The sequence below is a fragment of the Chroococcidiopsis thermalis PCC 7203 genome, from assembly GCF_000317125.1.
GTDB lineage: Bacteria > Cyanobacteriota > Cyanobacteriia > Cyanobacteriales > Chroococcidiopsidaceae > Chroococcidiopsis > Chroococcidiopsis thermalis.
Genome location: NC_019695.1, coordinates 5,849,819 through 5,873,887, shown reverse-complemented (window position 1 = coordinate 5,873,887; position 24,069 = coordinate 5,849,819). Strand labels below are relative to the sequence as shown.

Here is a 24,069-nt window from a genome sequence, read left to right as displayed (position 1 = left end):
AGTTAAGCATATCTTAAAGTAAACGTCTGAATTTGTGTCTTTTACTGCTAAGAATTTTGATTTGTGTACGGGCGCGTTTAGCGTCAGATTTGCGACGGCTAATTTGTGTACGGGCGCGTTTAGCTAAAGATTCCCGACTTGGGCAAGGAATCTGGGGACAAAACCCGCCCCTACGACTCCTTTCTGCTACTTTCTCGAACGAATTCTGCCTGTGGTTGGATGATGAAATAGAAGTGCTGCCTCATACACTGGCTCTAGTAAAGATACTCACTTCATTCGAATGGTTGAACTTCTGCAATCTCCGGCATCTCGCCTAACTACCAAGCTACCTTTCGAGCGAGTCAAAACCGCCGTACAACAAATAACGCTGCGCCGATTTAATGAGAAGATTCTCATGCAGAATTTAAATGATTTTCATGCAGGTTTGTCATGCTGGGCAGTAGGAGCAACTTAATTTCTCCTTAAACTCAGTAAATTTTACGATTTGTAAAATTGGAGGATGAGAGTATGAAAAGTCCTCGTTTGACCAAGCGAAATCGCGATCGCCAGCTAGCTTTACCCAAGCGTTCTCAATCGCGCTGGGAAACTTTGCCAGTTCCTTGGATGCTGGCTCAGGTTATGGATGAAGAAGACCCGCAAAAACAGGGTAATACATGAAGATTGGGACTTTGGACGCGATTGTCCAAAGTCCTACTTTTAAAGCATCAAGCAATAGTTACTTCTGGAGAGAGGTAAACATCTTGAATCGCGTGGAATAACTTGACTCCTTCTTCAAAGGGGCGTTGGAAGGTTTTGCGACCGGAGATTAAGCCAGAACCGCCAGCCCGTTTGTTAATTACAGCCGTACGAATAGCTTCAGCAAAATCATTTTTACCAGAAGCACCACCAGAGTTAATTAATCCCACTCGTCCGCTGTAGCAATTGAGAACTTGGTAGCGGGTGAGATCGATCGGATGATCGCTCGTTAAATCGGTGTAGATTCTTTCGTTGGTTTTGCCGTAGCTTTTGCCGCTAGCTTTAGCAACAGCTTCGTAACCGCGATCGAGTTCTGGCAGTTTTTGTTTGATAATATCGGCTTCAATCGTGACACCCAGGTGGTTTGCCTGTCCGGTGAGGTCGCCTGCTAGGTGATAATCTTTGTCTTGTTTAAAGGCGTTGTTACGCAAATAGCACCACAAAATAGTTGCCATTCCTAATTCGTGGGCGCGGGCAAAAGCACGGCTAATTTCTTGAATTTGGCGCGTAGAGTTTTCCGAACCGAAGTATATTGTAGCCCCAACTGCCACAGCTCCTAAATTCCAAGCTTGCTCGACCGAACCGAACAAAACTTGATCGAATTGATTGGGAAAAGTGAGTAACTCGTTGTGATTGATTTTGACAATGAAGGGGATTTTGTGGGCGTACTTGCGAGACACTATACCCAAAACGCCCAACGTGGTAGCAACAGCGTTACACTCGGCTGCCATTGCCAATTTAACGATATTCTCTGGATCGAAATACATCGGATTGGGTGCAAACGAAGCCCCTGCGGAGTGTTCGATTCCTTGGTCTACTGGCAAAATTGAAAGATAACCCGTATTTGCCAATCGCCCGTGTGAGTAGAGTTGTTGAAGGCTGCGCAATACTTGCGGATTGCGATCGCTAATGCTGAAAATTCGGTCTACCATGTCTGGGCTTGGCAGATGTAACAAATCTTTGGGAACCTTAGCTTTGTACGTGAGGAGATCTTCTGCTTCTTGACCCAACCAAGACTCAATCGCTTGGGGTGCAGACAGCGTAGCAGTCATAGCATTTTCCCTTAATGAGTTTCAACTCCCATTCTGACAAGAATAAATATTTGTTGCGCTGTTCCATTTGGACGGTTTCCCATCTTCTTAGCTCCTACTTTTTATTTTTAGTTTTCAGTTGCTTACCCTTAAGACAGTCAGAATTTATTTGTTGTCAAAATATAGTTATTAAAACGTAACTTATCAAGGGCTACAAATATAAATGTCTGGTTAATAGACCGAACATAATGACTCACAACTGCAAACGGTTATTTATGCTACAAATCAAGTTAAGAGGGAGTGAAAACCTTTCAATAGGGGAGCGATCGCACTCAAGTTATCGCACCTAGATTGCAATCGAATTGCCTCAATGCCTTAAACAGGGAGTCTGCCATCTGTGGTACTACAAGCACAACCAACCACTTACGAACCAAAGACACAAGAAATCGCCAAACAACTCTTAGCGGCGACGCGAGAAAATCGTTCGTTTTTTGCCTCAATTCGCGACCAAATGCGCTGGGATGACAAGTTACTCGCCTGGGCAATGAGTAATCCTGGGTTGCGGGTGCAGCTATTTCGTTTTATTGACTGTTTGCCTGCTTTACGGAGTAAGCCAGAAATTGCCCGCCATTTGCAAGAATACCTTGGCGATGAGTCGGTAGAACTTCCGACTGCTTTGAAAGGAATGCTCAATTTTGCTAACCCAGATTCTATGCCGGCACAGGTAGCAGCGACGACTGTATCTACAGCTGTAGAAACATTAGCGCATAAATATATTGCTGGAGAAAATATTCAGCAGACATTAAAGACAATCGAACGGCTGCGCAAGGAAAAAATGGCGTTCACCATCGATATTTTGGGTGAAGCAGTCATTACCGAAGCAGAAGCGCAGTCATATTTAGAACGTTATTTAGATTTAATGGCACAGCTAGCAGCAGCTAGCAAGAATTGGAAACCAGTTGCCCAAATTGATGCAGCTGATGGGGAAGCTTTGCCACAGGTACAAGTTTCAGTAAAGCTGACGGCGTTTTACTCTCAGTTCGATCCGTTGGATGCGGCGGGTAGTGCGGCAAGAGTTAGCGATCGCATCCGAACTGTATTAAGAAAAGCCCAAGAATTAGGCGTATCGATCCATTTTGATATGGAACAATACGCTTATAAAGACCTGATTTTTTCTATTTTAAAACAAGTCCTTCAAGAAGAAGAATTTCGCAGTCGTACGGATGTTGGTGTCACAGTTCAAGCATATTTGCGCGATAGCGAACGAGATACGCAAGATTTAATCGCTTGGGTAAAACAGCGAGGCTATCCCTTAACTGTAAGACTGGTTAAAGGTGCTTACTGGGATCAGGAAACAATTAAAGCCGAACAAAAGCACTGGCAGCAACCCGTATTTAATGACAAAGCAGCTACAGATCTTAACTTTGAAAAAATTACCCAGTTGTTGTTAGAAAATCACGAATACGTCTATTCGGCAATAGGTAGTCATAACGTGCGATCGCAAGCCCATGCAATTGCGATCGCTGAAACTCTCAACATTCCTCGTCGTCGCTTTGAAATGCAAGTGCTGTACGGCATGGGCGATAAACTGGCAAAAGCGTTGAGCGATCGCGGTTATCGAGTCCGGGTATATTGTCCCTACGGCGAACTTTTACCCGGAATGGCTTATCTAATTCGTCGTTTGTTGGAAAACACCGCCAATAGTTCCTTCCTGCGGCAAAATTTGGAAGAACGTCCGATTGAGGAATTGATCGCGCCACCGATGGTTAAAAATGTAGAGACGTTACATGTAACGTCTTTACAAAAACCATTTCATCCAGCAGCAGATACAGACTACGCCGCAGTCGAGGCGAGAGAACAGTCACAACGGGCTTTTCAACAAGTGCGACAGTTATTTGGTAAAACCTATTTGCCTCTAGTAAATGGCGAGTACGTTTCTACAGAAGAAATTATTGATTCTGTAAACCCATCAAATTTCAGTGAGGTGGTGGGAAAAGTCGGACTCCTAAGCGTCGAACAAGCAGAACAGGCAATGCAAGCGGCGAAGGCGGCGTTTCCTGGGTGGAAAAATACCCCAGCCAAACAACGGGCAAGTATTTTGCGTAAAGCTGGCGATTTGATGGAACTCCGTCGTGCTGAGTTATCAGCTTGGATTGTCTTGGAAGTCGGAAAACCAGTCAAAGAAGCCGATGCAGAAGTATCGGAGGCGATCGATTTCTGTCGTTATTATGCGGCGGAAATGGAAAGATTGGATGCGGGTTATAACTACGACGTGGCAGGGGAAACAAACCGTTACCTTTACCAACCGAGGGGAATTGCGGTGGTGATTTCTCCTTGGAATTTTCCTTTAGCGATCGCCACTGGTATGACTGTAGCAGCCTTGGTAGCAGGAAACTGTACTCTCCTCAAGCCTGCGGAAACATCTTCAGTCATTGCGGCGAAATTAACTGAAATTTTGGTTGAAGCCGGATTTCCCAAAGGTGTCTATCAATTTGTACCTGGCAAAGGTTCTAAAGTGGGGGCGCACTTGGTAAACCATCCTGACACGCACTTAATTGCATTTACAGGTTCCCGCGAAGTGGGTTGTCGGATTTATGCGGAAGCGGCAAAAGTTCAATCAGGACAAAAGCATCTGAAGCGCGTCATCGCTGAGATGGGTGGTAAGAATGGGATGATTGTCGATGAAAGTGCCGACTTAGACCAAGCCGTGGTGGGTGTGGTGCAATCGGCTTTCGGTTACAGCGGACAAAAGTGTTCGGCTGCATCAAGAGTCATTGTTTTAGATTCAGTCTACGATACTTTCATTCACCGCTTAGTAGAAGCGACGCGATCGCTCAACATCGGTGCAACGGAATTACCCAGCACTCAAGTTGGTCCCGTGATTGACGGTAATGCTCAAGCACGTATCCGCGAGTATATCGAGCAAGGACGACAAGAAGCAAAAGTTGCTGTAGAAATTTCTGCTCCAGATAACGGCTATTTTGTCAACCCTACGATTTTTACCGAAGTGCCTCCCACAGCCACGATCGCCCAAGAAGAGATTTTTGGTCCCGTGGTAGCAGTAATTCGAGTGAAGAACTTTGAAGAGGCGATCGCAGTGGCTAACGGTACTGACTACGCCTTGACAGGGGGACTGTATTCTCGTACCCCATCTCATATCCAGATGGCACAGGAACAATTTGAAGTTGGTAACTTGTATATCAACCGCACGATTACGGGTGCGATCGTTGCCAGACAACCCTTTGGCGGCTTTAAAATGTCTGGAGTTGGTTCCAAAGCTGGTGGTCCCGATTATTTATTACAATTTTTGGAGCCGCGTACAGTTACGGAAAACGTTCAGCGTCAGGGTTTTGCCCCCATCGAAGGTGCAGAATAAATCGACATAGGTAATTTACCCAAATAATGTATGGGCGGGTTCACCAAAAATTTCTGTTTCCATTCAACAATATTGCTAAACCCGCCCTGTCCCAAATTGTAATTTCCAATAGAGAGTATTGGATTGTAGATTGGCGCAAGCAACAGGTTGAAGTTTATCGGCGCGAACAAGCGGTTTTAAATTTAGTTGCCACTTTGATGAGTGGAGATGAGTTAAATTCACCTTTATTACCTGGTTTTACCTGCGCGATCGCATCGTTATTTGCTTAAAATAAATCGATCGCGCAAAGTCGCAAAGACACAAAGTTATTGAAGATAATCTGTAGTAAATGAAATTATCTTGAGTAGATGTCAAGCAATTTTGATATTACTTTAACAATTAAAGTTGCTGAATTACCTGAAGATTTTTCAGCCATGCGATCGGTGAGAGCGGCAGTTTTTCAATTAGAACAGAGAATAGAGCCAGAATTAGATTTTGATGGCAAAGATGAAACCTCAGATCAGCTCGTTGCATACATCAATGACCAACCAATCGGCACTGCTAGAATTAGATATTTAGACGATCGCACGGCAAAAATTGAGAGGCTAGCCGTCTTGCCAATTGTTAGAGGGAAAGGCATTGGTAAATTAATCATGGAAAAAGCGATCGAGCTGGCAGCCCAAAAAAAGATGCAAGAAGTCGTCATCCACTCCCAAGAATACATCCAGGGATTGCATCAAAAATTAGGTTTTGAGCCAGAAGGAGCAGTATTTGAAGAAGCTGGCATTCCCCATGTCAAAATGAGGAAGAAATTAGGCTCAACCTATTGATTTCGTGTTAGCTAAATTCAAACAGCACCATTTACTCATTCTCCTGCTGATATGGTTAGCGGGAGTAGCGATCGATCGCATCTGGTTTGCTTGCGATCGTTCTGTTCCAGATTGGGATCGGGCGGAATATCTTACGAGTTCGTTGAATTACTGGCAAGCACTACAACAGCCTCAGTGGTTCAGTAGCGATTGGTGGACTGACTTTTGGCAGCTTTCCACAAAAGTTCCTCCCTTAACGCAGATTGCTGCAGCTATTACCCAACTGATTTTTGGCACTGGCGGCGATCGCGCTACGTTGGTAAATTCATTTTTCAGTGCCATCCTGCTGGTTTCCATCTACGGACTAGGGATACAACTATTTAGCGCCGAAGTCGGATTATGGGCAGCTGGCATATGTCAACTCATCCCAGGATTATATAAGTTACGCCTAGACTTTTTACTCGATTATCCCCTTACGGCTATCGTGACGCTGTGTTTTTGGTGTCTGACAGTGTGGAAGAGTCAAAATTCAAAAGTCAAAAGTCAAAACAAATTCCGAATTCCGAATTCCGAATTCCGAATTTCAAGTTGGTTTTGGGCGATCGCATTTGGCATTTCTCTAGGTTTAGCATTGTTAGTCAAGCAGACAGCGTTGTTTTTTCTGTTCGTGCCGATCGTCTGGACTGGGGTTGAAACGATTCGCAAACCTCATATTGGGCGGATCTGCCAATTTGCGATCGCTCTACTGCTATCGGCGATCGTGTTTATGCCGTGGTATCAGACAAACTGGTTGCTGATTCTAACTGGGGGAAAACGAGCAACAATAGATTCTGCCCTAGCTGAAGGCGATCCAGCCCTCAATACCCTTGATGCTTGGACTTACTACTGGAAACTACTCCCCGAGCATATTTCTTGGGTACTTTTGCTCGTACCAATCGTAGGACTATTACTTTATAAAAGTCAAAAGTTAAAAGTCAAAAGTCAAAAGAAGAATTCGACTCCCGGCTACGCGGCTCCGATGCGGAGAGAACCTCACCTGAAGCCCGACTCACTCATATGGCTTGCAATCTTCCTCATCGGTGCGTATCTGCTCTGTTCGCTCAACATTAATAAAGACAGTCGCTATGTCGTGCCTTATTTACCTGGAGTCGCGCTGTTTCTTGCCTATGGTATGACGTGCTGGCGCGGGCGCTGGGGTCAGCAAATTCGCTGGGCTACGGTGGGTTTAGCAGTGTTAGTCACGGGGTTAAATTTGTTTCCTATAGGAGGACTATTAGGTAGCCGTGTTGCTTCAATTCTCAGTCCTAATGCCAAACATTATGCTTATATGGGGTCAGAATATCCTCACGAGCGAGTCATTGAAGAGATCGTCCAAACTGCGCCTTATATTAGATCCAATTTGGGTGTATTGCCTTCAACGTTAGAAGTCAATCAACACAACTTAAATTATTTTGGAGCATTACGAAATTTTCAGGTTTATGGACGGCAAGTAGGGACGCGCCAACAGCAAATTGTCCAAGACGGGCGATCGCTCGATTGGTTTGTCACGAAAACAGGCGAACAAGGTTCGGTTCCAGATGCTCAAAGTGCTATGGTACAGTACGTGGAACAGTCTCCCGATTTCAATTTACAAAAAACTTGGGCTTTACCCGACAGTAGCAGCTTGAAACTGTATCATCGCCGCGTACCGCAGGTAGAAGTCGGGAGTCGAAGGAAGAGGGAACAAGGGGACAAGGGAGACAAGGGAGACAAGGGAGACAAGGGAGAGGGGGGAGACAAGGGAGACAAGGGAGAGGGGGGAGACAAGGGGAACAAGGGGGACAAGGGAGAAAAAACACGCACCACGCACCACACACCACACACCACTCTGTCACCAACAACCAACAACCAACAACCAACCACTCACATAACACTATCAAGAGTTACAGTACCGTCAGTAGCACCGCCCGGAAAGCCGATTCCGGTGACTTATGAGTGGTCTGGGACGTGGGAGCAGTTGCAACCTGGTATTGTGTTACTCACATGGAAAAATCAGGATAGTGACAAACAAAGCGATCGCTGGATCCACGATCGCGGTCTTGGTCTTGGTCTTTTAGTAGCAACAGAGCAACTACCAACTACCAACTACCAATTACCAATTACCAATTACCAATTACCAATTACCAATTTTGTAACAGAACATTCAGCAATGATGCCTCCATCCGATCTATCTGCGGGAATTTACACTTTGGAGGCGACATATCTCAACCGCAATACAGGTGAAACTTATCCCATCACCGTACCACCAGTAGCTTTACAAATTGACCCTGGGGCTACAGCCACACCTGCACCGGAATTAGATTTAGTTACGCAAGAACGACTTTTAGCAGCAACCTTACCTCAAGGAATTAAGGCATTAGATCGTGTCTTTGCGGAAGTCGGACGGATTAATCAATACGACCCGATCCAAGACTATTTAGTACAGGTACAATTGGCAATGGAGTACAGGCTGAAACAGGAACCACAAAATTTAGATTGGGCTTACGCTCTGACGTTAGCTCAAATATTACAGCAAAAAGTACAAGGTGCGATCGCGGCTTTGGAACGAGTGACGCAGCTAGATGCGCAAAATCCCTATGCCTATGCCTACCTTGCCTTTGTCCATTTATATAACTGGAATGGAGCCGCCGCCCAAACTGCCCTCAAACCTGCTTTAGCACTCAACTCGAACATTCCAGAATTACATGCCCTACATGGAATTGCTGCTCTGATGCAAGGCAATCTCGTCCAAGCTTGGCAAGACTATAGAGTAGTCGTAAGTCGTAAGTCATAAGTCGTACATTGGCAAACAGAGGAGCGCGTGGTAATTTCTCCCTTGTCCTCCTTGTCTCCCTTGTCTCCCTTGTCTTTCTATCGCGGGGCATGTCTAGCTTGATACTAAAACAGGGCGACAGCCTGCCAATACACCGTGCAGGTTTACTACTTTACCGATAACGGCGATCGCAGGGGCGCTAAAACCGGTAGTTTCTACTTGCGCCACAATTGTTGCTAAAGTACCGATCAATTCCTCTTGTTCCGGTCGAGTTCCCCAACGTACTAGAGCTACTGGTGTATCTGCACTTAACCCTGCCTCGCATAGCTGCTCGATAATATAAGGTAAATTGTGGACTCCCATATAAATTGCGATCGTTTCCGAACCTTGGGCTACAGCTGCCCAATTGACTTTGGGGCGATACTTTCCTGCTGCTTCGTGACCCGTAACAAACGTGACTGAAGAACTATAATCTCTATGGGTTAATGGGATACCTGCATAAGCTGGAGCTGCAATACCGGAAGTAATACCAGGCACGACTTCCACTGACACCCCAGCTGCTACCAAATCTTCCATCTCTTCGCCGCCACGCCCGAAGATAAATGGATCGCCCCCTTTTAATCGCACCACCACTGCATTATCTCGTGCCTTTTCGATCAATAACTGGGTCGTATCTTCCTGCACCAACGAATGCTTTCCCCGCCGCTTTCCTGCATTGATTTTTTCTGCCAAGGGGTTAATCATGCCTAGAATTGCCGGACTTACGAGGGCATCGTAAACCACAACATCGGCACATTCCAACAATGCCTTACCTTTGAGTGTAAATAAACCAGGGTCACCTGGACCCGCACCCACTAAGTAGACTTTACCCACGAACTCGTTCATTCTCTTCCTTGGCGTTTTGGCAGTTGATATGTCAATAAATCTACGTCTCGATCGCATCCCAAATTAGATCCGCTAATTCCTGAGTTGCCCCTAGTGGCTGCATCAGACAAAATTCGATCGCGGGAAACTGTTGTTGTAATTGTCCTACAACTTCCGCGATCGCATCGGTAATCCCTCCGGCAAACAAGAAATACGGGAGGATCGCAATTCGTCGCCATCCTGCGAGTACCAACTCTTGCACTCGTGCGTCTAAACTGGGAGCAACCGACCAATATGCCGTTACAGCACTTATTTGTTGGGCGATCGCTTCTACAGGATGCTCAGAACCCTTACGCCGACTTCCATGTGCGAGCAAGATTGTTTGCTCTGCCTGCGTCCGGTCTAGCTGCTGTTGCAGCAGCCTTGCTAAGCCAGTATGGGAACCTAAATGAGGGCGTAATTCCAGCTTTACCTTAACTTTCAAGGCTTGTCGCGCCTGCTCCACTTCTGCTGGAATATCTTCCATAACATGGACTCCCGGCAAGAGAAACAGAGGCACGATCTGCACTTGCTGATATCCGCAAGACAAGGCGCGATCGCTAAACTCTGCAATTTGCTGGTGCAGTGGCTTCTGGCTTAGCTCTAAACAAGCAGTACCTATGAGAGGGAGTCGGGAGTCGGGAGTCGGGAGTCGGGAGTTATTAGGCAAGGGTGTGGAGTGTGGGGTGCGTGGTGCGTGAGAAGAGGCTCTCTTGCGCTCTTGCGAGAGGCAAGAGACTTGTAACTTGTGACTTATAGTTGCTCCCTCAGCCTCTTGGGCTCCCTGGGCTCCCTCAGCTCTCTTCTCCCCCCTGCTCCCTTGCAAAAGCCATGCCAAGCGTTTCAGCGCCACTTGTGGGCGCGGATCTCGACTGCCGTGAGATACCAGTAGATAGGCGGAGCGCATCGATAGATTAGGAGTTTGACAATTTGAGAATTTGAGCGTGACTCGATTGTGTGATTTATCTAGCAAATGGCTTTAAGATAAGATTTTCTGTATCAATTGCTGCTATTATTTCAGTTACGAACAGATCGCAAGACGTTTTTTGATTTTCGCCGCGATCGCCTTCTAACGAACCCTACCTACTTTTTGCGTCTTTACAATTTTACAAATATAGCATTTCTGCTTGAGTCTTAAGACCTATAATCAGAAAACATTTCTAGCCTGCTTGTCGTGGAACAAACGAGCGATGACCAATGACTAATGGCAGTTATAACGAAAAGTTCGATCGCTCGTGAGTGAAGTCTTGCGATAAAAATAAGTTAGTAGATTTAACATCCACTAACTTATATTGCATTGATTGTATTATCAAACTAAAAGTTACGAACCTACTTTGTCTCTAACCTGAATTCCTAGCCTTTAGTCACTTCGTTCACTGGATCGGCAATATAGCGGAATGATGGTTCTGCGTTCCAAGGACCGCGTTCGTCCTGCGTACCGTTAGTGGATAGATTGTAATAGATATCAACTGTCTCGTCAGGCTGAATATTACCAAAGAAAGGTTCGGTCAGCTTGCCCATAGAATCTAGAGCTTTCATGAACATCTGCGTATGGGAAATTTCCCGTGTTAGCAAATGCACTAAAGCATTCTTTGTCCCCTCATCAGTTGACAGCTTAATTAATTCTTCGTAGGTTTGTCTTGCTCCAGCTTCCGCAGCAATATTAGCCCGCAAGTCCCGCACGACATCGCCACCTTCATTGAGATAACTAGCCGTCCAAGCATTCCCCTGGCTGTCTAAAAAGTGAGGACCCATCCCACGCACGGCAAACAAAGTACTTTTATATGCATCGGTTTGGTCTACATTTTTAGTGTGAGCTTCAATCATTTTGCCCACCATTTCTAAGTGACCGAATTCCTCGATCGCGATATCTTGCAGCATATCGCGAATCCCGGCGTTTTCTACATGAAAAGACTGTACCCAGTATTGTAGAGCCGCAGAAAGTTCGCCTGTTGCACCACCAAATTGTTCTAGCAAAAGTTGAGCAAAGCGAGGATTTGGTTCTTTAATGTTTACAACGTGAATTGGTTCTTTTTTATGAAAAAACATGCAAATTCTCCTCTCTCAGATTTTCACAATTAGCGATCGCTCTTCCTGAAAAAACTTGGCTCTCTCGGTGACGAAATCTCCTTGTCACAAAAAATTCATAACAACTGAGATTTGATTTAGTTTTTTGTAAAATCTGCGATCGCCATGACTACAGGCTAAAATTACTGGTGTTACATCCACCAAAACCAGTTTAAACCTAGCAACCACAGTGGCGAGTGCGTCTGAGGAAAGAGTTTTTATAAGTCGTAAGTCGTAAGTCGTACCCCATAATTAATAAAGTCACGCATGACTAGTTAGAATTTCATTTTGATAGTCATGTGGGCAATGCCCACCCTACTAATGTGGCTTTTGTACGGGCGAGGTTAGCCAATAAACTGACAGCCAAAACCCGTAATTTTTCGGTCAAAACTCGCCCCTACGACTTTTGACTTTTGATTAACTACTGCTTCTGGGCAGAGTAGGTAAAAAAGTTTTGCATTGCACCGACCGTTTGAAACCGATATGACGGAATTACGCCACCAACGGCAAGATCGGTAGTATAGATGCTGAATAAAAGAAAGTTTTGTCGCTTAGTGTTGTTAGCTACAATACGTTGGATAACAGGAGAACTAGAATCAACTAAGTCACTACAATTTTGCTGCAAAGCCAGACCGAAGATGTTCGGCGCTTGCGGGCAAACTTCATCCTTGATGTAAGTTCCTAACCGTTCGCCAGCATAAATCTCGTAGGCAGAGCGATCGGGATTAGTCAATGCCATTACCACTCCCAGCCCGCCAAGAACTGCTAATCCTATATAACTAATACTTGTCGATCGCTTCATGCTGCATATCTTATGTTACTTCTGACTCTGTTGCTGGACTAAATGTAGGTTAGCTCGGTTCCAGTGCCGATCGATATTGAGAAATAGCTGATAAGATAGTATACTGGTATATACAATGGCGAGCGTAGCCAAGTGGTTAAGGCAGAGGATTGTGGTTCCTCCACTCGTGGGTTCGAGTCCCATCGTTCGCCCTGATGGCAAATTTTGCCCTGATGGTAAATTTTGATTGAAAGCATCGATCGCGATCGCGCATAACTATACTCTATTCATAGAATTTACTCCCTGGAGTACAAGGGTAACAGCTTCTATTAATTGCTCTGGTTCGATGGGCTTAGCAATATGCTTTTGAAAGCCTGCTGATAACGCTTTTTGCCGATCGCATTCTCCCGCGTAGGCAGTTAGCGCGATTGCTGGAATCTTGCCTCCCTGCCCTAGTGACAAAGCTCTAATTTGCTGCATCAGCATGTAACCATCCATACCAGGCATTCCAATATCGCTGATTAAGATATCTATCTGCGATGTAAACACTTCTAAAGCAGCAACAGCTGAGCTAACTGCGGTAACAGTAGCCCCTGCCTCTGCCAACAAGAAAGTCACAAAATCTCGCGAATCAGCATCGTCGTCTACGACTAAAACCTGTACGCCAGCGAGGGGAGCCGGTAGGGGCGATCGGCAGTACGCCGTTACACCGGAGTCGAGAACCGGAAATTCTCTTGTAGCTGCTACAGGCGTGGCAGTTTCCTCAGTTTTTCCTAGCAGCGGAATCTTGACAGTAAATGTAGAACCCCGTCCTTCACCAAGACTAGCTACCGCGACGTTACCACCATGCATTTCGACAATATTACGCACGATCGCCAATCCCAATCCCAACCCACCGAACTTTCTGGTTGTGGCACTGCTTTCCTGTCGAAAGTAATCGAATATGTAAGGAATAAAATCGGCACTAATACCTTTTCCCGTGTCAGCGATCTGAATTTGGGCATAGTTAGTGCGTGGTGCGCGATCTAATTTTGAATTTTGAATTTTGAATTTTGAATTGGTAGTTGCTTCCTCTTCCACTCGTTGCAGCGAAATTTCTACCCGTCCTCCCTGAGGAGTAAACTTAATAGCGTTAGACAGTAAATTCCACATCACTTGCTGCAAGCGTGTCGGATCGCCTTCGACTTCTCCTACATTCGCATCAAGCCGAGTTTCCACCTGAATTGATTTTGCTTCAGCTGCTAGGCGGACAGTTTCTAATGCTGCTGTAATAACGGAAGCTAAATTGACTGGAGAGACATTCAAGCTTAATTTCCCTTGCAGAATCGAGGAGACATCTAGCAAATCGTCAATGAGTTGTACCTGGAGCCTAGCGTTGCGATCGATCGTGGCGATCGCGCTATCAATGCGACTTCGATCGAATTTGCGGCTCATCAGCAAGTTGCACCAACCGAGAATCGGATTGAGTGGCGTGCGTAACTCGTGAGAAATGATAGCAAGAAAATTGTCCTTCATCCGGTTTGCTGTCTCAGCCTCAGCCCGTGCTGTTTGAGCGCGGACGAGCAATTCATCTTTTAATTTATTTGCTATTTCTAGTTCTGCCGTCCGCTCTGTGACTCGTTGTTCGAGTTGGGCGTTTAAAACCCGAATTTGCGATTCTGCGCGTTCTCGTTCGATAATTTGACTGCGTAATTCTTGGTTTGCTACTTCTAGCTGTGCGGGGCTGGGTAGAGCCAGTAGCTGCGGCACTAATGGCATTAGCTCTAGAGCCGTATAGAGAGAAATTAATGCTGTGATAGCTTTAAGCGTGCCTGAGAGCCAATAGGTAGGATGCCATAAAGTCCATATCTCTATTAAGTGAGTCGTGCCGCAAGCGATAATAAAAGCCCCAAATAGCCAAAAAATCCAGTTAAATGGCAAGTCTTTTCGCTTTTGGACGAAATAAACTAATGTAAATGGAATTGAATAATAGGCAAATGCGATACACGCATCAGATAAGATGTGCAGCCAAACTAACCCTGGTTGCCAAAGATAACAATGTCCGTGGGGGATAAATGAACTCGAACCAAAAAAATTGTGCCAAAACGCCTGCATAGAAAGCTTTATAGAAAGTTTTTCTTTTTATGGTATCAAGCTAATGTTCGGCTTTGGCGATCGCATATTTCTTTTTTAAACAAGCAAAAATATATCCTTCCTCAAAGAGCCGTCAGGTACGACAGAGGAAGGACAATTGGTTAGATTATATTAAATTTTTGTTACTGTTACTTTACAGATACTGCATCTACATCGACTGTACTACCAGTGGTATCGGTGGCGTTAGCCGTGCTTTTACCTTTACGGGTTTTGTAGCCTTCGATCGCCATTTGGGAAACTTCTGATACCAATAGCGTCAATAAAAAGACATCATCCAATTGTCCAACAATCGGCAAGAAGTCGGGAGCAATATCAAATGGCATCAGGAAATACAATGCCGTACCGAGAATTATCCACCAACGGTATTTAGGATTGCGGAGAGTGTTACGATACCAGCCGTAAACAGATTGGATTGAAAAGTTCATTTATGTACCTCCAGCTCTCTTTTATCTTGACAAATAACTTAGCTTATAGAGGTGGGAAAAACCGTCGCTCAAAAGTTGGGAAGATACGATAAAGCGATCGCGATCTTTTCGCTCTCGCGATGGGTGACAAAACACGAGATTAACAGTTAAGACGCTTAAAATTAAATTGCTTATCAGTGGGCAGCAATCCGATCCAGTGGTATGCTGTGCCGAAAGAATCAAAGGAGGAATGGAACAACAGTGGATGTTATAGATATTTTCCGCAAAGGCGGACCCGCCATGTGGCCCCTTCTAGCACTGTCTATTTTAGCTTTGAGCGTGATCGTCGAGCGGCTGGGGTTTTGGTTTAAGATTTTTTCTCAAGAACGGGAAATTGTCGAGCGCGTTCTAGATGCGGCTCAACAAAATTGGCAAAGTGCTACAGAATTAGCTAGAAAATTTTCCTATCAGCCTGCGGGTAGGTTCTTATACGCACCGTTACGTTTGTCTACACCCGATCCGGAAGTATTTCGGCTGGCATTAGAGTCAACCGCAGAAGATGAAATTGCCTCCATGCGCCAAGGGGAGAAGATTTTAGAAGCAGCGATCGCGCTTTCGCCCCTGCTAGGATTGTTGGGAACAGTACTGGGACTGATTCAATCGTTGGGTTCGATTACGTTAGGACAAATCAGTTCGGCTGCTTCTGCTGGCGTGACCACAGGTATTGGTGAATCTTTGATCAGTACGGCAACAGGATTGATTGTGGCGATCGTCAGTTTGGTTTTTTATCGCCTGTTTCAAGGATTTGCTGTAAACCAAATTAAAGTATTTCGCCGTGCAGGTAGCGAATTAGAATTACTATACCGTCAGTATTGGGTTAACCTGCAAGATTCTCCCACTGCTCCTCCTGCTTCTGCCATGACAACACCAGAAGTTATCCCTGGACGCGGTTCCGATCGGCGTTTTAGCTTTGACTTAGGTAATAGAAGGGCTGTTAATCCCGAACCACCAATAAATCCGCAAACAAACATAAATCCTGGTTACGGCGTTCCGCCGCAATCTCCCAGTCAGCGAGAAGATTCTGCTGCACCAGAAGTCTAGGAAGTCAAAAGTGAAAAGTCAAAAGTCAAAAGCAAGAGTAATTCGTGTCGTAATTTTCATCTGTTAAAGCTAGCAATCTCATGAAAATCAACCTGCACTCACCAATTGAAGAAGTTCAAGTTCAAATTATTCCTTTAATTGATGTCATTTTTTGCATTTTGACGTTTTTTCTCTTGGCAGCACTGCAATTTACCCGCCAGCAGGCGATTGAAATTCAGTTACCCAAGGCGAGTACTGGTACAGCGCCAATGTTCCAATCGCGGTTGATTGTAACTCTCAAAGACGGACAGCTTTATGTCGAGAAAGAGCCAGTACAAATAGATAAGCTGACACAAACTCTCAAAGCTTACACTCAAGCTAATCCCCTCGGGACAATTATTTTAAATGCTTCGCGGTCGTCGAGCTACAACGATGTGATTCAGCTATTAGATGTCATGCGGCAAATTGGAGGCGATCGCGTTGCTTTAGCCACGACTCCTGGTTCCCCCGATTTACCATCTGGTTCTAATCTATCATCGCCAGATCTTACGCCCTTGGCTCCAATTAATCCTAACACCGACCCCCGTTTGAATTCTACTGCGCCGATCGCACCCTAATCGCCATGAACTCCAAGTAGTACGAAGACAATTTCCTAACGGTAGATCGCAAAGGAGATAGAAAAGCAGTAGGATACAGCTTGTTTTCTGTCAATTTATAGATGAATTCTAGTAGTTCGATTCGCTAGCCTACTCCTATAAGCGAGTTATTCTCAATCTCAAACTCAAGGAGTTGTAGGTATGCTAATCGACTTATTAATTGCTTGGTTAGTAAGTGCTTCCAGTCTTTTGATTGTCAGCAAACTTCCAGTTGGTGTGGAAGTAGATAGCCCCGCTAAAGCATATCTTTCGGCAGCTGTACTAGGGGTAGTCGCTGCTGTTGTTAATCCAATTTTAAGAGCGCTATTTTTTATCCCTAATTTGCTCACGTTCGGTTTATTATCGGGATTTGTCACCTTTGCGATTTCGGCGATCGCCCTTGGGATTGCAGCTTCTGTAGTCCAAGGTTTCCGCCTCCGAGCAGGAATTTGGAGCGTTCTACTGGGGGCGCTGGCGCTTTCCGTTGTCAGCCATCTGATTTATGCCTTTGTAGCTCCAGCTTATTAGAATTGACCTTGTTTGCATATTTGATTTGTAGGGGCGCACACCTTTGCGCCCCTACAGATGTTTGTACTACATGACTAGGAACCAGACGGAGTTTTATCCTGGGACGAGCCAGAAGCAGAACCGCTATCACCGTTGCTGGTAGCAACACCAGCTTCTTTTTCTTGCAGGCGTTGTTGGCGCTTTCGGCGATCGGCTGAAAGGATATCTGCCATTGTAATCAGCGCTTGCTCGATTTTATCGAGGTTAGAGCGGTATAGCTCTAAATCTTTGTTCAGCTTATCTTCCGGTACGTGCAAAGCGGTTGCGACTTGCTTGAGCGCTTCCACTCGCTGCTTCTCATCTTTGACAAGTTCCGCATCTGCTAGTTCTAACAGGGTAAAGACACCAATCGCAAATAGGCGACTGTATTTGAACTTGGAGTTCTGGGCGATCGCCTGCATTTGTGCTTGCAAATCCTCTGCACCTTGCAGGGAAGCTTTACCGTCGATCCAGTCGAACAGTTGTTGCGCCGAGACGTTTTGAAGGAGTTGACGCAGGCGATCGGCATCTTGGCGATATCTCTGGGGATTATCTTCGATGGACTGACACAGCGCCTCAAAAATCGGTTCTTTATCCCGTTCTGGCTGGTAGCCCTGCATAAACCGCTCAAATGCCGTAACGACACCTAGAGCGTAGATGGGGTCATAGCGAAAGTCAGCATTGACTGAGAGTAAATGCATTTCTACCATTAGTTCTTCTACCACCCGCCGATAGATCGTGTTAATCGGGCGGGTGTGTTGATTGTAGAAATTTCGCTTGGTATCGGAGACAGTACGCAGGTTATTCACAATTAAACATAGCGGGAAGACTTATTAGATTATTGTCTCGCTTTAACGTGACTTTTGCCAAGCCAAAGCCGATCGGTCTCAACGATTTACAATCTTTAGTTACTGGGAAAATAAGATGTAAGGTATGGAAACAATGGGGATTAAGGAAGACAACAGAGACAAGGAAGTTCTAGGAGCAGAGGGAGCATTCTACACCAGCCACTGGTTCCACTAGTCACTTGATAACTGAATAATGCGATCGCGAACTGCACGTTCTGAAGATATTGATTTTTTTCTGGCTCAGGAAGCTAGAGCAGAATTTCAAAACTTTATTTTTTCCTCTAGTCGAGAGCAACACCAGCAATACATAAATTTACAAGATTGTCAATATTTCATCTTCCAAAATGATGAAATTGAAGATGCGATCGGGTACGCAATTTTATCTGGTCTTACATCACCTCATGGCAATATTTGCTTGGTACGCATCGTTATGGCAAAGCCAGAACAAGGCTATGGTAAGCAGGCACTACGTTTGCTTTTAGATTGGGTTTTTCAGGAATACAAAGCTCATCGGTTCTGGTTAGATGTGTTTGAGGATAACCACCGCGCCAGACACGTATATCAATCGGTAGGTTTTCGCGAGGAAGGATTGTTAAGAGAAGTCGTGAAGCAGCAAGATAAGTATGTCTCTCAAGTGGTGATGTCGATTTTGGAGCAGGAATACTTTCAACAATCTGGTAATTTTTAACTTTTGACTTTTAACTTTTGAATTTCTTATGATACCAACCGAATTAATTGCCCTCGCCGATTATATGGCAGGTGAATTTGAGAATAAAGCCCAGGCGATCGCCGATCCTGCTTGGTTCGTTCACTTACGACTGTGGCAAAAACCCGTCCCCCTATTTCAAGAAGACAGTATTACCCTATTTGCCGAACAAGCCAATGCTTTGTATTTAGATAAACCCTATCGTCCGCGATTGATGCGAATGCAGGCGCGTGAGGATGGAAAAATTCAAGTACAGTACTACATACCTAAAGACTTTACTGCCGTGCGCGGTGCCGGGGCAAATTCTGAGAGATTGCAACAATTTACTCCCGACGATTTTGAGTTATTACCTGGTTGTTTATTAATTGTGACTTGGCAACAACTAGGTTTCAATAGCTATCACTTCAAAGCCGCAATCCCACCAGATGCAAAGTGCTGCTTTACTTATCAAGGTAATACTCAACAAGTCAATCTTGGTTTTGAAGCCGCCCCAGAAGAGTTTTTGAGTTACGACAAAGGCATAGATATGAATACAGGTGCGGCTAAGTGGGGCGCGATTATGGGTGCGTATCGTTTCCGCAAAAAGTAAATTTTTAGAGTTTTCTGTCCTGACTATGAATGTAAATTTAGAGTGTATCTAGCTCGTGTTTTGAGAATGTTAAGCTGGTCAACCTGCGTTAACAAACGATTTAGAACTGCTATTTCCTCAGTACAAAGCTGATTTTCGGCATTTCGAGCCAGTAATTCACTTAGTTGAGTTTGAGCAGTAGGAGCTAGCATACTATCTGCTAAGGCTGGTAGTTCATCTAGACTTAATCCTGATAAAATTTCTGCATCAGATGGAAGAGAAACTAGTCTACGGTAAGTTTCCATATCTAGAAGTACACCGACTTGTTCGCCCTCTTGGTTCGTGATGTATTGCAATGACTCAGACATAAGCTTTCTGCTAAATGTTTGATGAGTTGTAGAGACGTTACATGTAATGTCTCTACAACTCATATTTGCTTAAGGATTCCAATTCGCCCAATCTTGAGGTTTGAGGAATGTGTCGTACAACTCGGCTTCGGGGGTGTTGGGTTCTGGCGTGTAACCGTATTCCCAACGTACCAAGGGAGGGAGAGACATCAAAATTGATTCCGTGCGTCCGTTGGTCTGTAATCCGAAAATCGTGCCTCGGTCGTAGACTAAGTTAAATTCTACGTAACGTCCGCGTCGATAGAGTTGAAAATTGCGTTCGCGATCGCCATATTCTATATTCTTACGGCGATCGACAATGGGTAAATAGGATGGTAAAAACGCCTCGCCGCAGTCGCACACGAAAGCAAAGATTTCTTCCCAATTACGAGGGGGTTGATTACCTAGTTGGTTGCTATAAACAGCCGCCGGACTATCAGAATGGGGTCCGCGATATAACTGTCCCTCCCTACCATCTTGGTAGTCAAAAAAGATTCCGCCGACACCGCGAGTCTCTTGACGGTGTTTCAAATAGAAATACTCGTCGCACCAGCGCTTAAAGACTGGGTAGTATTCTGGATGATGATTATCGCAAGCCTGCTTCAGTGTTTTATGTAAATGAGCTGCATCTTCAGCAAATGGATAATAGGGGGTTAAATCTATCCCACCTCCAAACCACCAAACGGGACCAGCCTCAAAATAGCGGTAATTCAGGTGAACTGTCGGGATGTAAGGGTTACGGGGATGTAACACCATTGAAGTACCCGTGGCGTAAAATTTATGTCCTGCTGCCTCTGGGCGTTGAGTTAAAATCGACGGCGGTAAATGAGAACCCCATACCTCGGAGAAATTGACTCCTCCTTGTTCTAATACATTACCTTCGCGCAGGACACGCGATCGCCCGCCGCCGCCTTCTTCCCGTTCCCACTCGTCTTGCTGAAATTTCCCCGCACCATCAGCTGATGCGAGAGCTTGACAAATCTTATCTTGTAGCTGTTTCATCCACTGGCTGACTCGTTCTTTCGCGTCAGTTGGGGGTAGGGGTTGGGAGGAAGTTGGTTGAGCTGTAGAAGCAGTCGTCATGTTGTCAATAAAATTCTGTTAAATTTTTATTTTGTGGCAAGGAACATCTACAATTTTGTGTAAGTCTGAAAGCTTTAAGCAGCGAAAGCAATACTTAACTGGCAAAACTTAAAAATGCTTTACATCACTCAGTCACAATCGAGTCATATTTCAAACTGCGATCGCATCAATTGCAAATGACTTAACATTATCCGTTGAGTCAATACAGATAATAGACCACTGAACATATTGTCCCTCAAATTAACACCCCATAATACAGCGAAGCGAAAATCTTCAGTGAAATACTAAACTCTAATTGAGTATTCTAGAGAAAGTTTGCCCAAAATAATCATCAATACTTGCCTTGGTTGCCGCCGAAGTCAGAATGCCTGCTAAGCTCAACAGGCAAAAGGAGGAAGAAGAAAATGCGACGCTACATATCAAAATTAATTCAGCGCAAGGGTCGTCGCGTTCAGTGTTCTTTAGTACGTACTTATAGACAAATTAGTTCGGCTTCGGTAGATGAATTATGGCAAAAGGTAGTTGACTTAGCAGACGTTTCATGGCACCCATTACTGACCAAAACTAACGTACCCTACGGCTTAGTTCCGAAGCCGGGATTAATCTTTGAAGCCGTCACCCGGATGGGGCCCTTCCCAATTCGGATCTTTGTTGAAAGCGTATGCCCTAGAGAATTATTGCGCGTGCGCGTGCTTGCTATCCCAGGAGTAGAAGAACATATTACCTACAAAGTCGAATCTACCGTTTGCGGTACGTGCGTCTCTTATTCCGTTACTTTAGATGGCTGGCTATCTCCGCTGATTTGGTCGTTGACTCGTCACCGCGCCGAACAAGTTGCAGCAGCTTTAGCCAAAGCCGCCGAACAAGCTGCTAACTCAGCCTTATCAGGAAAGCCAAAACCTTTTAAGAATAGCTGTTTTGATTTTTGAAAGAGGAATGAGTAATAGCTGAGGAGTCACGAGCGTTTAAGACGCAAACACTGTCATATCGAGACATTGCCAAAAATTTTCACAAATGCAGGGCGAACTCAACATTCAGAAGTTGGTTTCGCCGCAGCCATTATTTGTAGAAAAGCACCAAATTGGTGCTTTTCTACGATATAGGTTCGACTTCATTCTCCCGTAAATGTGCTTTGAACTTTTTACTAAACTGCACGTAAACAGGTAAGTTGGCACTTACAGGTCTGCCATGCCACTCATTGACAATACCCAGCACATCTCCTTCCAAACCTTTAATGTCAAAGGGTTGGTTGCGGTGTTCTGGGTGATGGTATACGATAACGGATTCTTTAACACGAACGCGATCGCCAACTTTCATAACCTTTGAACCTAGTGTTTCCTCTCCACAGACTTGCACCACTGCTCGTCCTCTATATCAGTGCTTACTTGTCACAATCTTTTATCTTTGCATAATTTCGTCCCCTAAGTTTCAGTTATCAGTTATCAGGGAGCAGGGAGTAGGGAGCAGTGACCAGTAACCAGTAACCAGTGACCAGTTAATTCTGACTTACGACTTACGACTTCTAAGTGACAGTCAGTGGTAGAAAAGAGTAAAAATTAAAATAGACAGCGCAAAATGTAAAAAATGTCAATCAATCTTGTCTGGCTGTGGTTGCTTATCGGTATCGCTCTTTGTGCGATCGAACTCGTGCTACCTACAGCCTTTGTGAGCTTCGCAATGGGAGTTAGTGCCGTTGTCGTAGCTATAGCAGTGCCAATTTTGCCTCATCTAGGCTTGCAAGTCGTCGTATGGCTTGCTTTGTCTACAGCTTGTGTCTTGCTGTCACGACGCTTAATCCCAGCACCACAACGACATTCAAAAATTCGAGATGCTACAGTAGCGGAGACTTTAACCGAAATTACTGCGGGTAAAGAGGGACGGGTGTTATATGAAGGGAATTCTTGGCGGGCAAAATGTGCTGACGAAAAGCTCAGCATACTGCCACAACAAAAAGTCTATGTTGTCAGTCGAGAGGGAACTACGTTGATCGTGATGCCAGAAAGCCTGATTCATCATTAAGACCAATACTGCTTGTACGGGCGCGCTATCTGAATTTTTGTACGGGCGCGCTATCTGAATTTTTGTACGGACGCGCTATCTGAATTTTTGTACGGGCGCGCTATCTGAATTTTTGTACGGGCGCGCTATCTGAATTTTTGTACGGGCGCGCTATCTAAATTTTTGTACGGGCGCACAGCTGTGCGCCCCTACTACTCACTACTCACTACTCACTGCTATGGAACAATTATTTTTACTGATAGTACTAGCGCTAGGTGGTGGTTCTACCCTAGCTAGCTCCGTCAAAATCATCAATCAAGGCAATGAAGCTTTGGTAGAGAGATTTGGTAGTTATCATAAAAAACTGCAGCCAGGGCTAAATATTGTCGTTCCCGTTCTCGATCGCATTGTCTTTCGCGAAACAATTCGGGAAAAAGTTTTAGATATTCCACCGCAAAAATGCATCACCCGTGACAACGTGGGAATTGAAGTCGATGCTGTGGTTTACTGGCGCATTGTCGATATGGAAAAAGCCTGGTACAAGGTAGAAAATCTCCAATCGGCAATGGTGAATTTGGTACTGACGCAAATTCGGGCGGAAATGGGACAACTGGAGTTGGATCAAACCTTTACGGCGCGAACGCAAATCAACGAAATTTTGCTCCAGGATTTAGATATTGCTACCGATCCTTGGGGCGTGAAAGTGACGCGAGTGGAATTGCGCGATATTATTCCTTCCAAAGCGGTGCAAGAGTCGATGGAACTGCAAATGGCAGCAGAACGCCGCAAACGGGCATCAATTTTGACTTCTGAAGGCGATCGCGAATCGGCAGTTAACAGTGCCAAGGGGAAAGCGGAAGCGCAGGTACTCGAAGCTGAAGCTCAACAAAAAGCCACAATTCTGCAAGCCGAGGCGCAACAGAAGACGATTATCATGCAGGCGCAAGCCGAACGCCAACAACAAATTTTGCAGGCACAAGCTACCTCTGAAGCATTGCAAATTATTGCCAAAATTTTGCAAACAGAACCTCATGCCGCTGAAGCTTTACAATTTTTAATTGCTCAACATTATTTAGACATGGGCAAGCAAATTGGCAGCAGCGACAGCAGCAAAGTCATGTTCATGGACCCGCGTAGCATTCCTGGGACGATCGAGGGTATGCGTTCTATGATCTCGGATGGGAGTAGGGAGTGAGACTTTGTAGAGACG

General features: G+C 45.1%; 24 protein-coding genes, 1 tRNA gene and 1 pseudogene. 15 read left to right on the top strand and 11 right to left on the bottom strand.

Going from position 1 to position 24,069, the window contains the following annotated elements:
- Window positions 1-280: 280 nt before the first annotated feature.
- Entirely contained in the window at window positions 281-454 is a 174-nt protein-coding gene (locus CHRO_RS32900) for a hypothetical protein (protein WP_015157139.1), read from the top strand.
- A gap of 53 nt (window positions 455-507) precedes the next feature.
- The gene (locus CHRO_RS32895) at window positions 508-657 is read left to right on the top strand and encodes a hypothetical protein (RefSeq protein ID WP_015157138.1); all 150 of its coding nucleotides are present in this window, start codon (window positions 508-510) and stop codon (window positions 655-657) included.
- A gap of 47 nt (window positions 658-704) precedes the next feature.
- Here the strand turns inward: CHRO_RS32895 and CHRO_RS25620 are convergent, their stop codons facing one another.
- Window positions 705-1,787, bottom strand: a complete 1,083-nt coding sequence (locus tag CHRO_RS25620; protein WP_015157137.1) for a class I fructose-bisphosphate aldolase — start codon at window positions 1,785-1,787, stop codon at window positions 705-707.
- 376 nt (window positions 1,788-2,163) lie between these two features.
- Here CHRO_RS25620 and pruA point away from each other — a divergent pair, with 376 nt between their 5' ends.
- The 4 genes and pseudogenes from pruA to CHRO_RS25600 all read left to right on the top strand — a co-directional run bounded on the left by pruA (window position 2,164) and on the right by CHRO_RS25600 (window position 8,742).
- Entirely contained in the window at window positions 2,164-5,142 is a 2,979-nt protein-coding gene (gene pruA, locus CHRO_RS25615) for an L-glutamate gamma-semialdehyde dehydrogenase (RefSeq protein WP_015157136.1), read from the top strand.
- A 110-nt stretch (window positions 5,143-5,252) separates the two neighbouring features.
- Window positions 5,253-5,411: pseudogene (locus CHRO_RS25610) on the top strand (Uma2 family endonuclease); the annotation flags it as partial.
- Window positions 5,412-5,489: 78 nt separating this feature from the next.
- Window positions 5,490-5,951 carry a GNAT family N-acetyltransferase gene (locus CHRO_RS25605; RefSeq protein ID WP_015157135.1) on the top strand — a complete coding sequence of 154 codons (462 nt, stop codon included), beginning with the start codon at window positions 5,490-5,492 and terminating at the stop codon, window positions 5,949-5,951.
- 4 nt (window positions 5,952-5,955) lie between these two features.
- A complete protein-coding gene (locus CHRO_RS25600) occupies window positions 5,956-8,742 on the top strand; it encodes a phospholipid carrier-dependent glycosyltransferase (RefSeq protein WP_015157134.1) in 2,787 nt (928 codons plus the stop codon).
- A gap of 93 nt (window positions 8,743-8,835) precedes the next feature.
- Here CHRO_RS25600 and cobA read toward each other — a convergent pair whose 3' ends face one another.
- From cobA to CHRO_RS25580, 4 genes are all read right to left on the bottom strand, one after another.
- Window positions 8,836-9,606 (bottom strand): uroporphyrinogen-III C-methyltransferase, encoded by a 771-nt coding sequence (gene cobA, locus CHRO_RS25595; RefSeq protein WP_015157133.1) that lies wholly within the window; start codon window positions 9,604-9,606, stop codon window positions 8,836-8,838.
- 40 nt (window positions 9,607-9,646) lie between these two features.
- Window positions 9,647-10,531, bottom strand: coding sequence for a sirohydrochlorin chelatase (locus tag CHRO_RS25590; protein WP_015157132.1), 885 nt, complete (start codon window positions 10,529-10,531; stop codon window positions 9,647-9,649).
- A gap of 446 nt (window positions 10,532-10,977) precedes the next feature.
- Window positions 10,978-11,673, bottom strand: coding sequence for a manganese catalase family protein (locus CHRO_RS25585; RefSeq protein WP_015157131.1), 696 nt, complete (start codon window positions 11,671-11,673; stop codon window positions 10,978-10,980).
- A gap of 439 nt (window positions 11,674-12,112) precedes the next feature.
- Window positions 12,113-12,493 (bottom strand): DUF4359 domain-containing protein, encoded by a 381-nt coding sequence (locus CHRO_RS25580; RefSeq protein WP_015157130.1) that lies wholly within the window; start codon window positions 12,491-12,493, stop codon window positions 12,113-12,115.
- Window positions 12,494-12,611: 118 nt separating this feature from the next.
- Here CHRO_RS25580 and CHRO_RS25575 point away from each other — a divergent pair.
- Window positions 12,612-12,684: transfer RNA gene (locus CHRO_RS25575), tRNA-His, on the top strand.
- A gap of 64 nt (window positions 12,685-12,748) precedes the next feature.
- On the opposite strand, the gene CHRO_RS25570 is transcribed toward CHRO_RS25575, so the two are convergent.
- Window positions 12,749-14,566: a hybrid sensor histidine kinase/response regulator gene (locus tag CHRO_RS25570; protein WP_015157129.1), complete on the bottom strand. Its 1,818-nt coding sequence runs from the start codon at window positions 14,564-14,566 to the stop codon at window positions 12,749-12,751.
- 167 nt (window positions 14,567-14,733) lie between these two features.
- Window positions 14,734-15,030: a YkvA family protein gene (locus CHRO_RS25565; protein WP_015157128.1), complete on the bottom strand. Its 297-nt coding sequence runs from the start codon at window positions 15,028-15,030 to the stop codon at window positions 14,734-14,736.
- Window positions 15,031-15,270: 240 nt separating this feature from the next.
- On the opposite strand from CHRO_RS25565, the gene CHRO_RS25560 reads away from it, so the two are divergent.
- The 3 genes from CHRO_RS25560 to CHRO_RS25550 all read left to right on the top strand — a co-directional run bounded on the left by CHRO_RS25560 (window position 15,271) and on the right by CHRO_RS25550 (window position 17,252).
- A complete protein-coding gene (locus CHRO_RS25560; protein WP_015157127.1) occupies window positions 15,271-16,110 on the top strand; it encodes a MotA/TolQ/ExbB proton channel family protein in 840 nt (279 codons plus the stop codon).
- Window positions 16,111-16,190: 80 nt separating this feature from the next.
- Entirely contained in the window at window positions 16,191-16,706 is a 516-nt protein-coding gene (locus tag CHRO_RS25555) for an ExbD/TolR family protein (protein ID WP_015157126.1), read from the top strand.
- Between the two features lie 180 nt (window positions 16,707-16,886).
- Window positions 16,887-17,252 carry a phage holin family protein gene (locus tag CHRO_RS25550; RefSeq protein WP_015157125.1) on the top strand — a complete coding sequence of 122 codons (366 nt, stop codon included), beginning with the start codon at window positions 16,887-16,889 and terminating at the stop codon, window positions 17,250-17,252.
- A gap of 74 nt (window positions 17,253-17,326) precedes the next feature.
- Here CHRO_RS25550 and psb29 read toward each other — a convergent pair whose 3' ends face one another.
- On the bottom strand, window positions 17,327-18,079 hold the full coding sequence (gene psb29 / locus CHRO_RS25545) for a photosystem II biogenesis protein Psp29 (protein WP_015157124.1): 753 nt from the start codon (window positions 18,077-18,079) through the stop codon (window positions 17,327-17,329).
- Between the two features lie 232 nt (window positions 18,080-18,311).
- Here psb29 and CHRO_RS25540 point away from each other — a divergent pair, with 232 nt between their 5' ends.
- Entirely contained in the window at window positions 18,312-18,806 is a 495-nt protein-coding gene (locus CHRO_RS25540; protein ID WP_015157123.1) for a GNAT family N-acetyltransferase, read from the top strand.
- 28 nt (window positions 18,807-18,834) lie between these two features.
- Window positions 18,835-19,413, top strand: a complete 579-nt coding sequence (locus CHRO_RS25535) for a chromophore lyase CpcT/CpeT (RefSeq protein ID WP_015157122.1) — start codon at window positions 18,835-18,837, stop codon at window positions 19,411-19,413.
- Window positions 19,414-19,436: 23 nt separating this feature from the next.
- Here CHRO_RS25535 and CHRO_RS25530 read toward each other — a convergent pair whose 3' ends face one another.
- Both CHRO_RS25530 and hemF read right to left on the bottom strand, forming a co-directional pair.
- Window positions 19,437-19,760, bottom strand: coding sequence for a hypothetical protein (locus tag CHRO_RS25530; protein ID WP_015157121.1), 324 nt, complete (start codon window positions 19,758-19,760; stop codon window positions 19,437-19,439).
- A gap of 69 nt (window positions 19,761-19,829) precedes the next feature.
- Window positions 19,830-20,861: an oxygen-dependent coproporphyrinogen oxidase gene (gene hemF / locus CHRO_RS25525; protein WP_015157120.1), complete on the bottom strand. Its 1,032-nt coding sequence runs from the start codon at window positions 20,859-20,861 to the stop codon at window positions 19,830-19,832.
- Between the two features lie 404 nt (window positions 20,862-21,265).
- On the opposite strand from hemF, the gene CHRO_RS25520 reads away from it, so the two are divergent.
- The gene (locus CHRO_RS25520; protein ID WP_015157119.1) at window positions 21,266-21,790 is read left to right on the top strand and encodes a hypothetical protein; all 525 of its coding nucleotides are present in this window, start codon (window positions 21,266-21,268) and stop codon (window positions 21,788-21,790) included.
- A gap of 163 nt (window positions 21,791-21,953) precedes the next feature.
- Here the strand turns inward: CHRO_RS25520 and CHRO_RS25515 are convergent, their stop codons facing one another.
- Window positions 21,954-22,178, bottom strand: a complete 225-nt coding sequence (locus tag CHRO_RS25515) for a ferredoxin-thioredoxin reductase variable chain (protein WP_039715191.1) — start codon at window positions 22,176-22,178, stop codon at window positions 21,954-21,956.
- A gap of 267 nt (window positions 22,179-22,445) precedes the next feature.
- Here CHRO_RS25515 and CHRO_RS25510 point away from each other — a divergent pair, with 267 nt between their 5' ends.
- Window positions 22,446-22,880 (top strand): NfeD family protein, encoded by a 435-nt coding sequence (locus tag CHRO_RS25510; RefSeq protein WP_015157117.1) that lies wholly within the window; start codon window positions 22,446-22,448, stop codon window positions 22,878-22,880.
- Window positions 22,881-23,097: 217 nt separating this feature from the next.
- On the top strand, window positions 23,098-24,054 hold the full coding sequence (locus CHRO_RS25505; protein ID WP_015157116.1) for an SPFH domain-containing protein: 957 nt from the start codon (window positions 23,098-23,100) through the stop codon (window positions 24,052-24,054).
- Window positions 24,055-24,069 lie beyond the last annotated feature (15 nt).

Excerpts from the sequence above, each read along its gene's own strand:
- CHRO_RS25590 (WP_015157132.1), bottom strand. The coding sequence starts at position 10,531 with ATGCGCTCCGCCTATCTACTGGTATCTCACGGCAGTCGAGATCCGCGC.
- CHRO_RS25605 (WP_015157135.1), top strand. The coding sequence starts at position 5,490 with ATGTCAAGCAATTTTGATATTACTTTAACAATTAAAGTTGCTGAATTA.
- CHRO_RS25520 (WP_015157119.1), top strand. The coding sequence starts at position 21,266 with ATGCGACGCTACATATCAAAATTAATTCAGCGCAAGGGTCGTCGCGTT.
- CHRO_RS25515 (WP_039715191.1), bottom strand. The coding sequence starts at position 22,178 with ATGAAAGTTGGCGATCGCGTTCGTGTTAAAGAATCCGTTATCGTATAC.
- CHRO_RS25550 (WP_015157125.1), top strand. The coding sequence starts at position 16,887 with ATGCTAATCGACTTATTAATTGCTTGGTTAGTAAGTGCTTCCAGTCTT.
- CHRO_RS25570 (WP_015157129.1), bottom strand. The coding sequence starts at position 14,566 with ATGCAGGCGTTTTGGCACAATTTTTTTGGTTCGAGTTCATTTATCCCC.
- CHRO_RS25620 (WP_015157137.1), bottom strand. The coding sequence starts at position 1,787 with ATGACTGCTACGCTGTCTGCACCCCAAGCGATTGAGTCTTGGTTGGGT.
- CHRO_RS25585 (WP_015157131.1), bottom strand. The coding sequence starts at position 11,673 with ATGTTTTTTCATAAAAAAGAACCAATTCACGTTGTAAACATTAAAGAA.
- CHRO_RS25565 (WP_015157128.1), bottom strand. The coding sequence starts at position 15,030 with ATGAACTTTTCAATCCAATCTGTTTACGGCTGGTATCGTAACACTCTC.
- CHRO_RS25510 (WP_015157117.1), top strand. The coding sequence starts at position 22,446 with ATGTCAATCAATCTTGTCTGGCTGTGGTTGCTTATCGGTATCGCTCTT.
- CHRO_RS25580 (WP_015157130.1), bottom strand. The coding sequence starts at position 12,493 with ATGAAGCGATCGACAAGTATTAGTTATATAGGATTAGCAGTTCTTGGC.
- CHRO_RS25535 (WP_015157122.1), top strand. The coding sequence starts at position 18,835 with ATGATACCAACCGAATTAATTGCCCTCGCCGATTATATGGCAGGTGAA.
- CHRO_RS32900 (WP_015157139.1), top strand. The coding sequence starts at position 281 with ATGGTTGAACTTCTGCAATCTCCGGCATCTCGCCTAACTACCAAGCTA.
- CHRO_RS25530 (WP_015157121.1), bottom strand. The coding sequence starts at position 19,760 with ATGTCTGAGTCATTGCAATACATCACGAACCAAGAGGGCGAACAAGTC.
- CHRO_RS32895 (WP_015157138.1), top strand. The coding sequence starts at position 508 with ATGAAAAGTCCTCGTTTGACCAAGCGAAATCGCGATCGCCAGCTAGCT.
- CHRO_RS25505 (WP_015157116.1), top strand. The coding sequence starts at position 23,098 with ATGGAACAATTATTTTTACTGATAGTACTAGCGCTAGGTGGTGGTTCT.
- CHRO_RS25555 (WP_015157126.1), top strand. The coding sequence starts at position 16,191 with ATGAAAATCAACCTGCACTCACCAATTGAAGAAGTTCAAGTTCAAATT.
- cobA (WP_015157133.1), bottom strand. The coding sequence starts at position 9,606 with ATGAACGAGTTCGTGGGTAAAGTCTACTTAGTGGGTGCGGGTCCAGGT.
- hemF (WP_015157120.1), bottom strand. The coding sequence starts at position 20,861 with ATGACGACTGCTTCTACAGCTCAACCAACTTCCTCCCAACCCCTACCC.
- CHRO_RS25540 (WP_015157123.1), top strand. The coding sequence starts at position 18,312 with ATGCGATCGCGAACTGCACGTTCTGAAGATATTGATTTTTTTCTGGCT.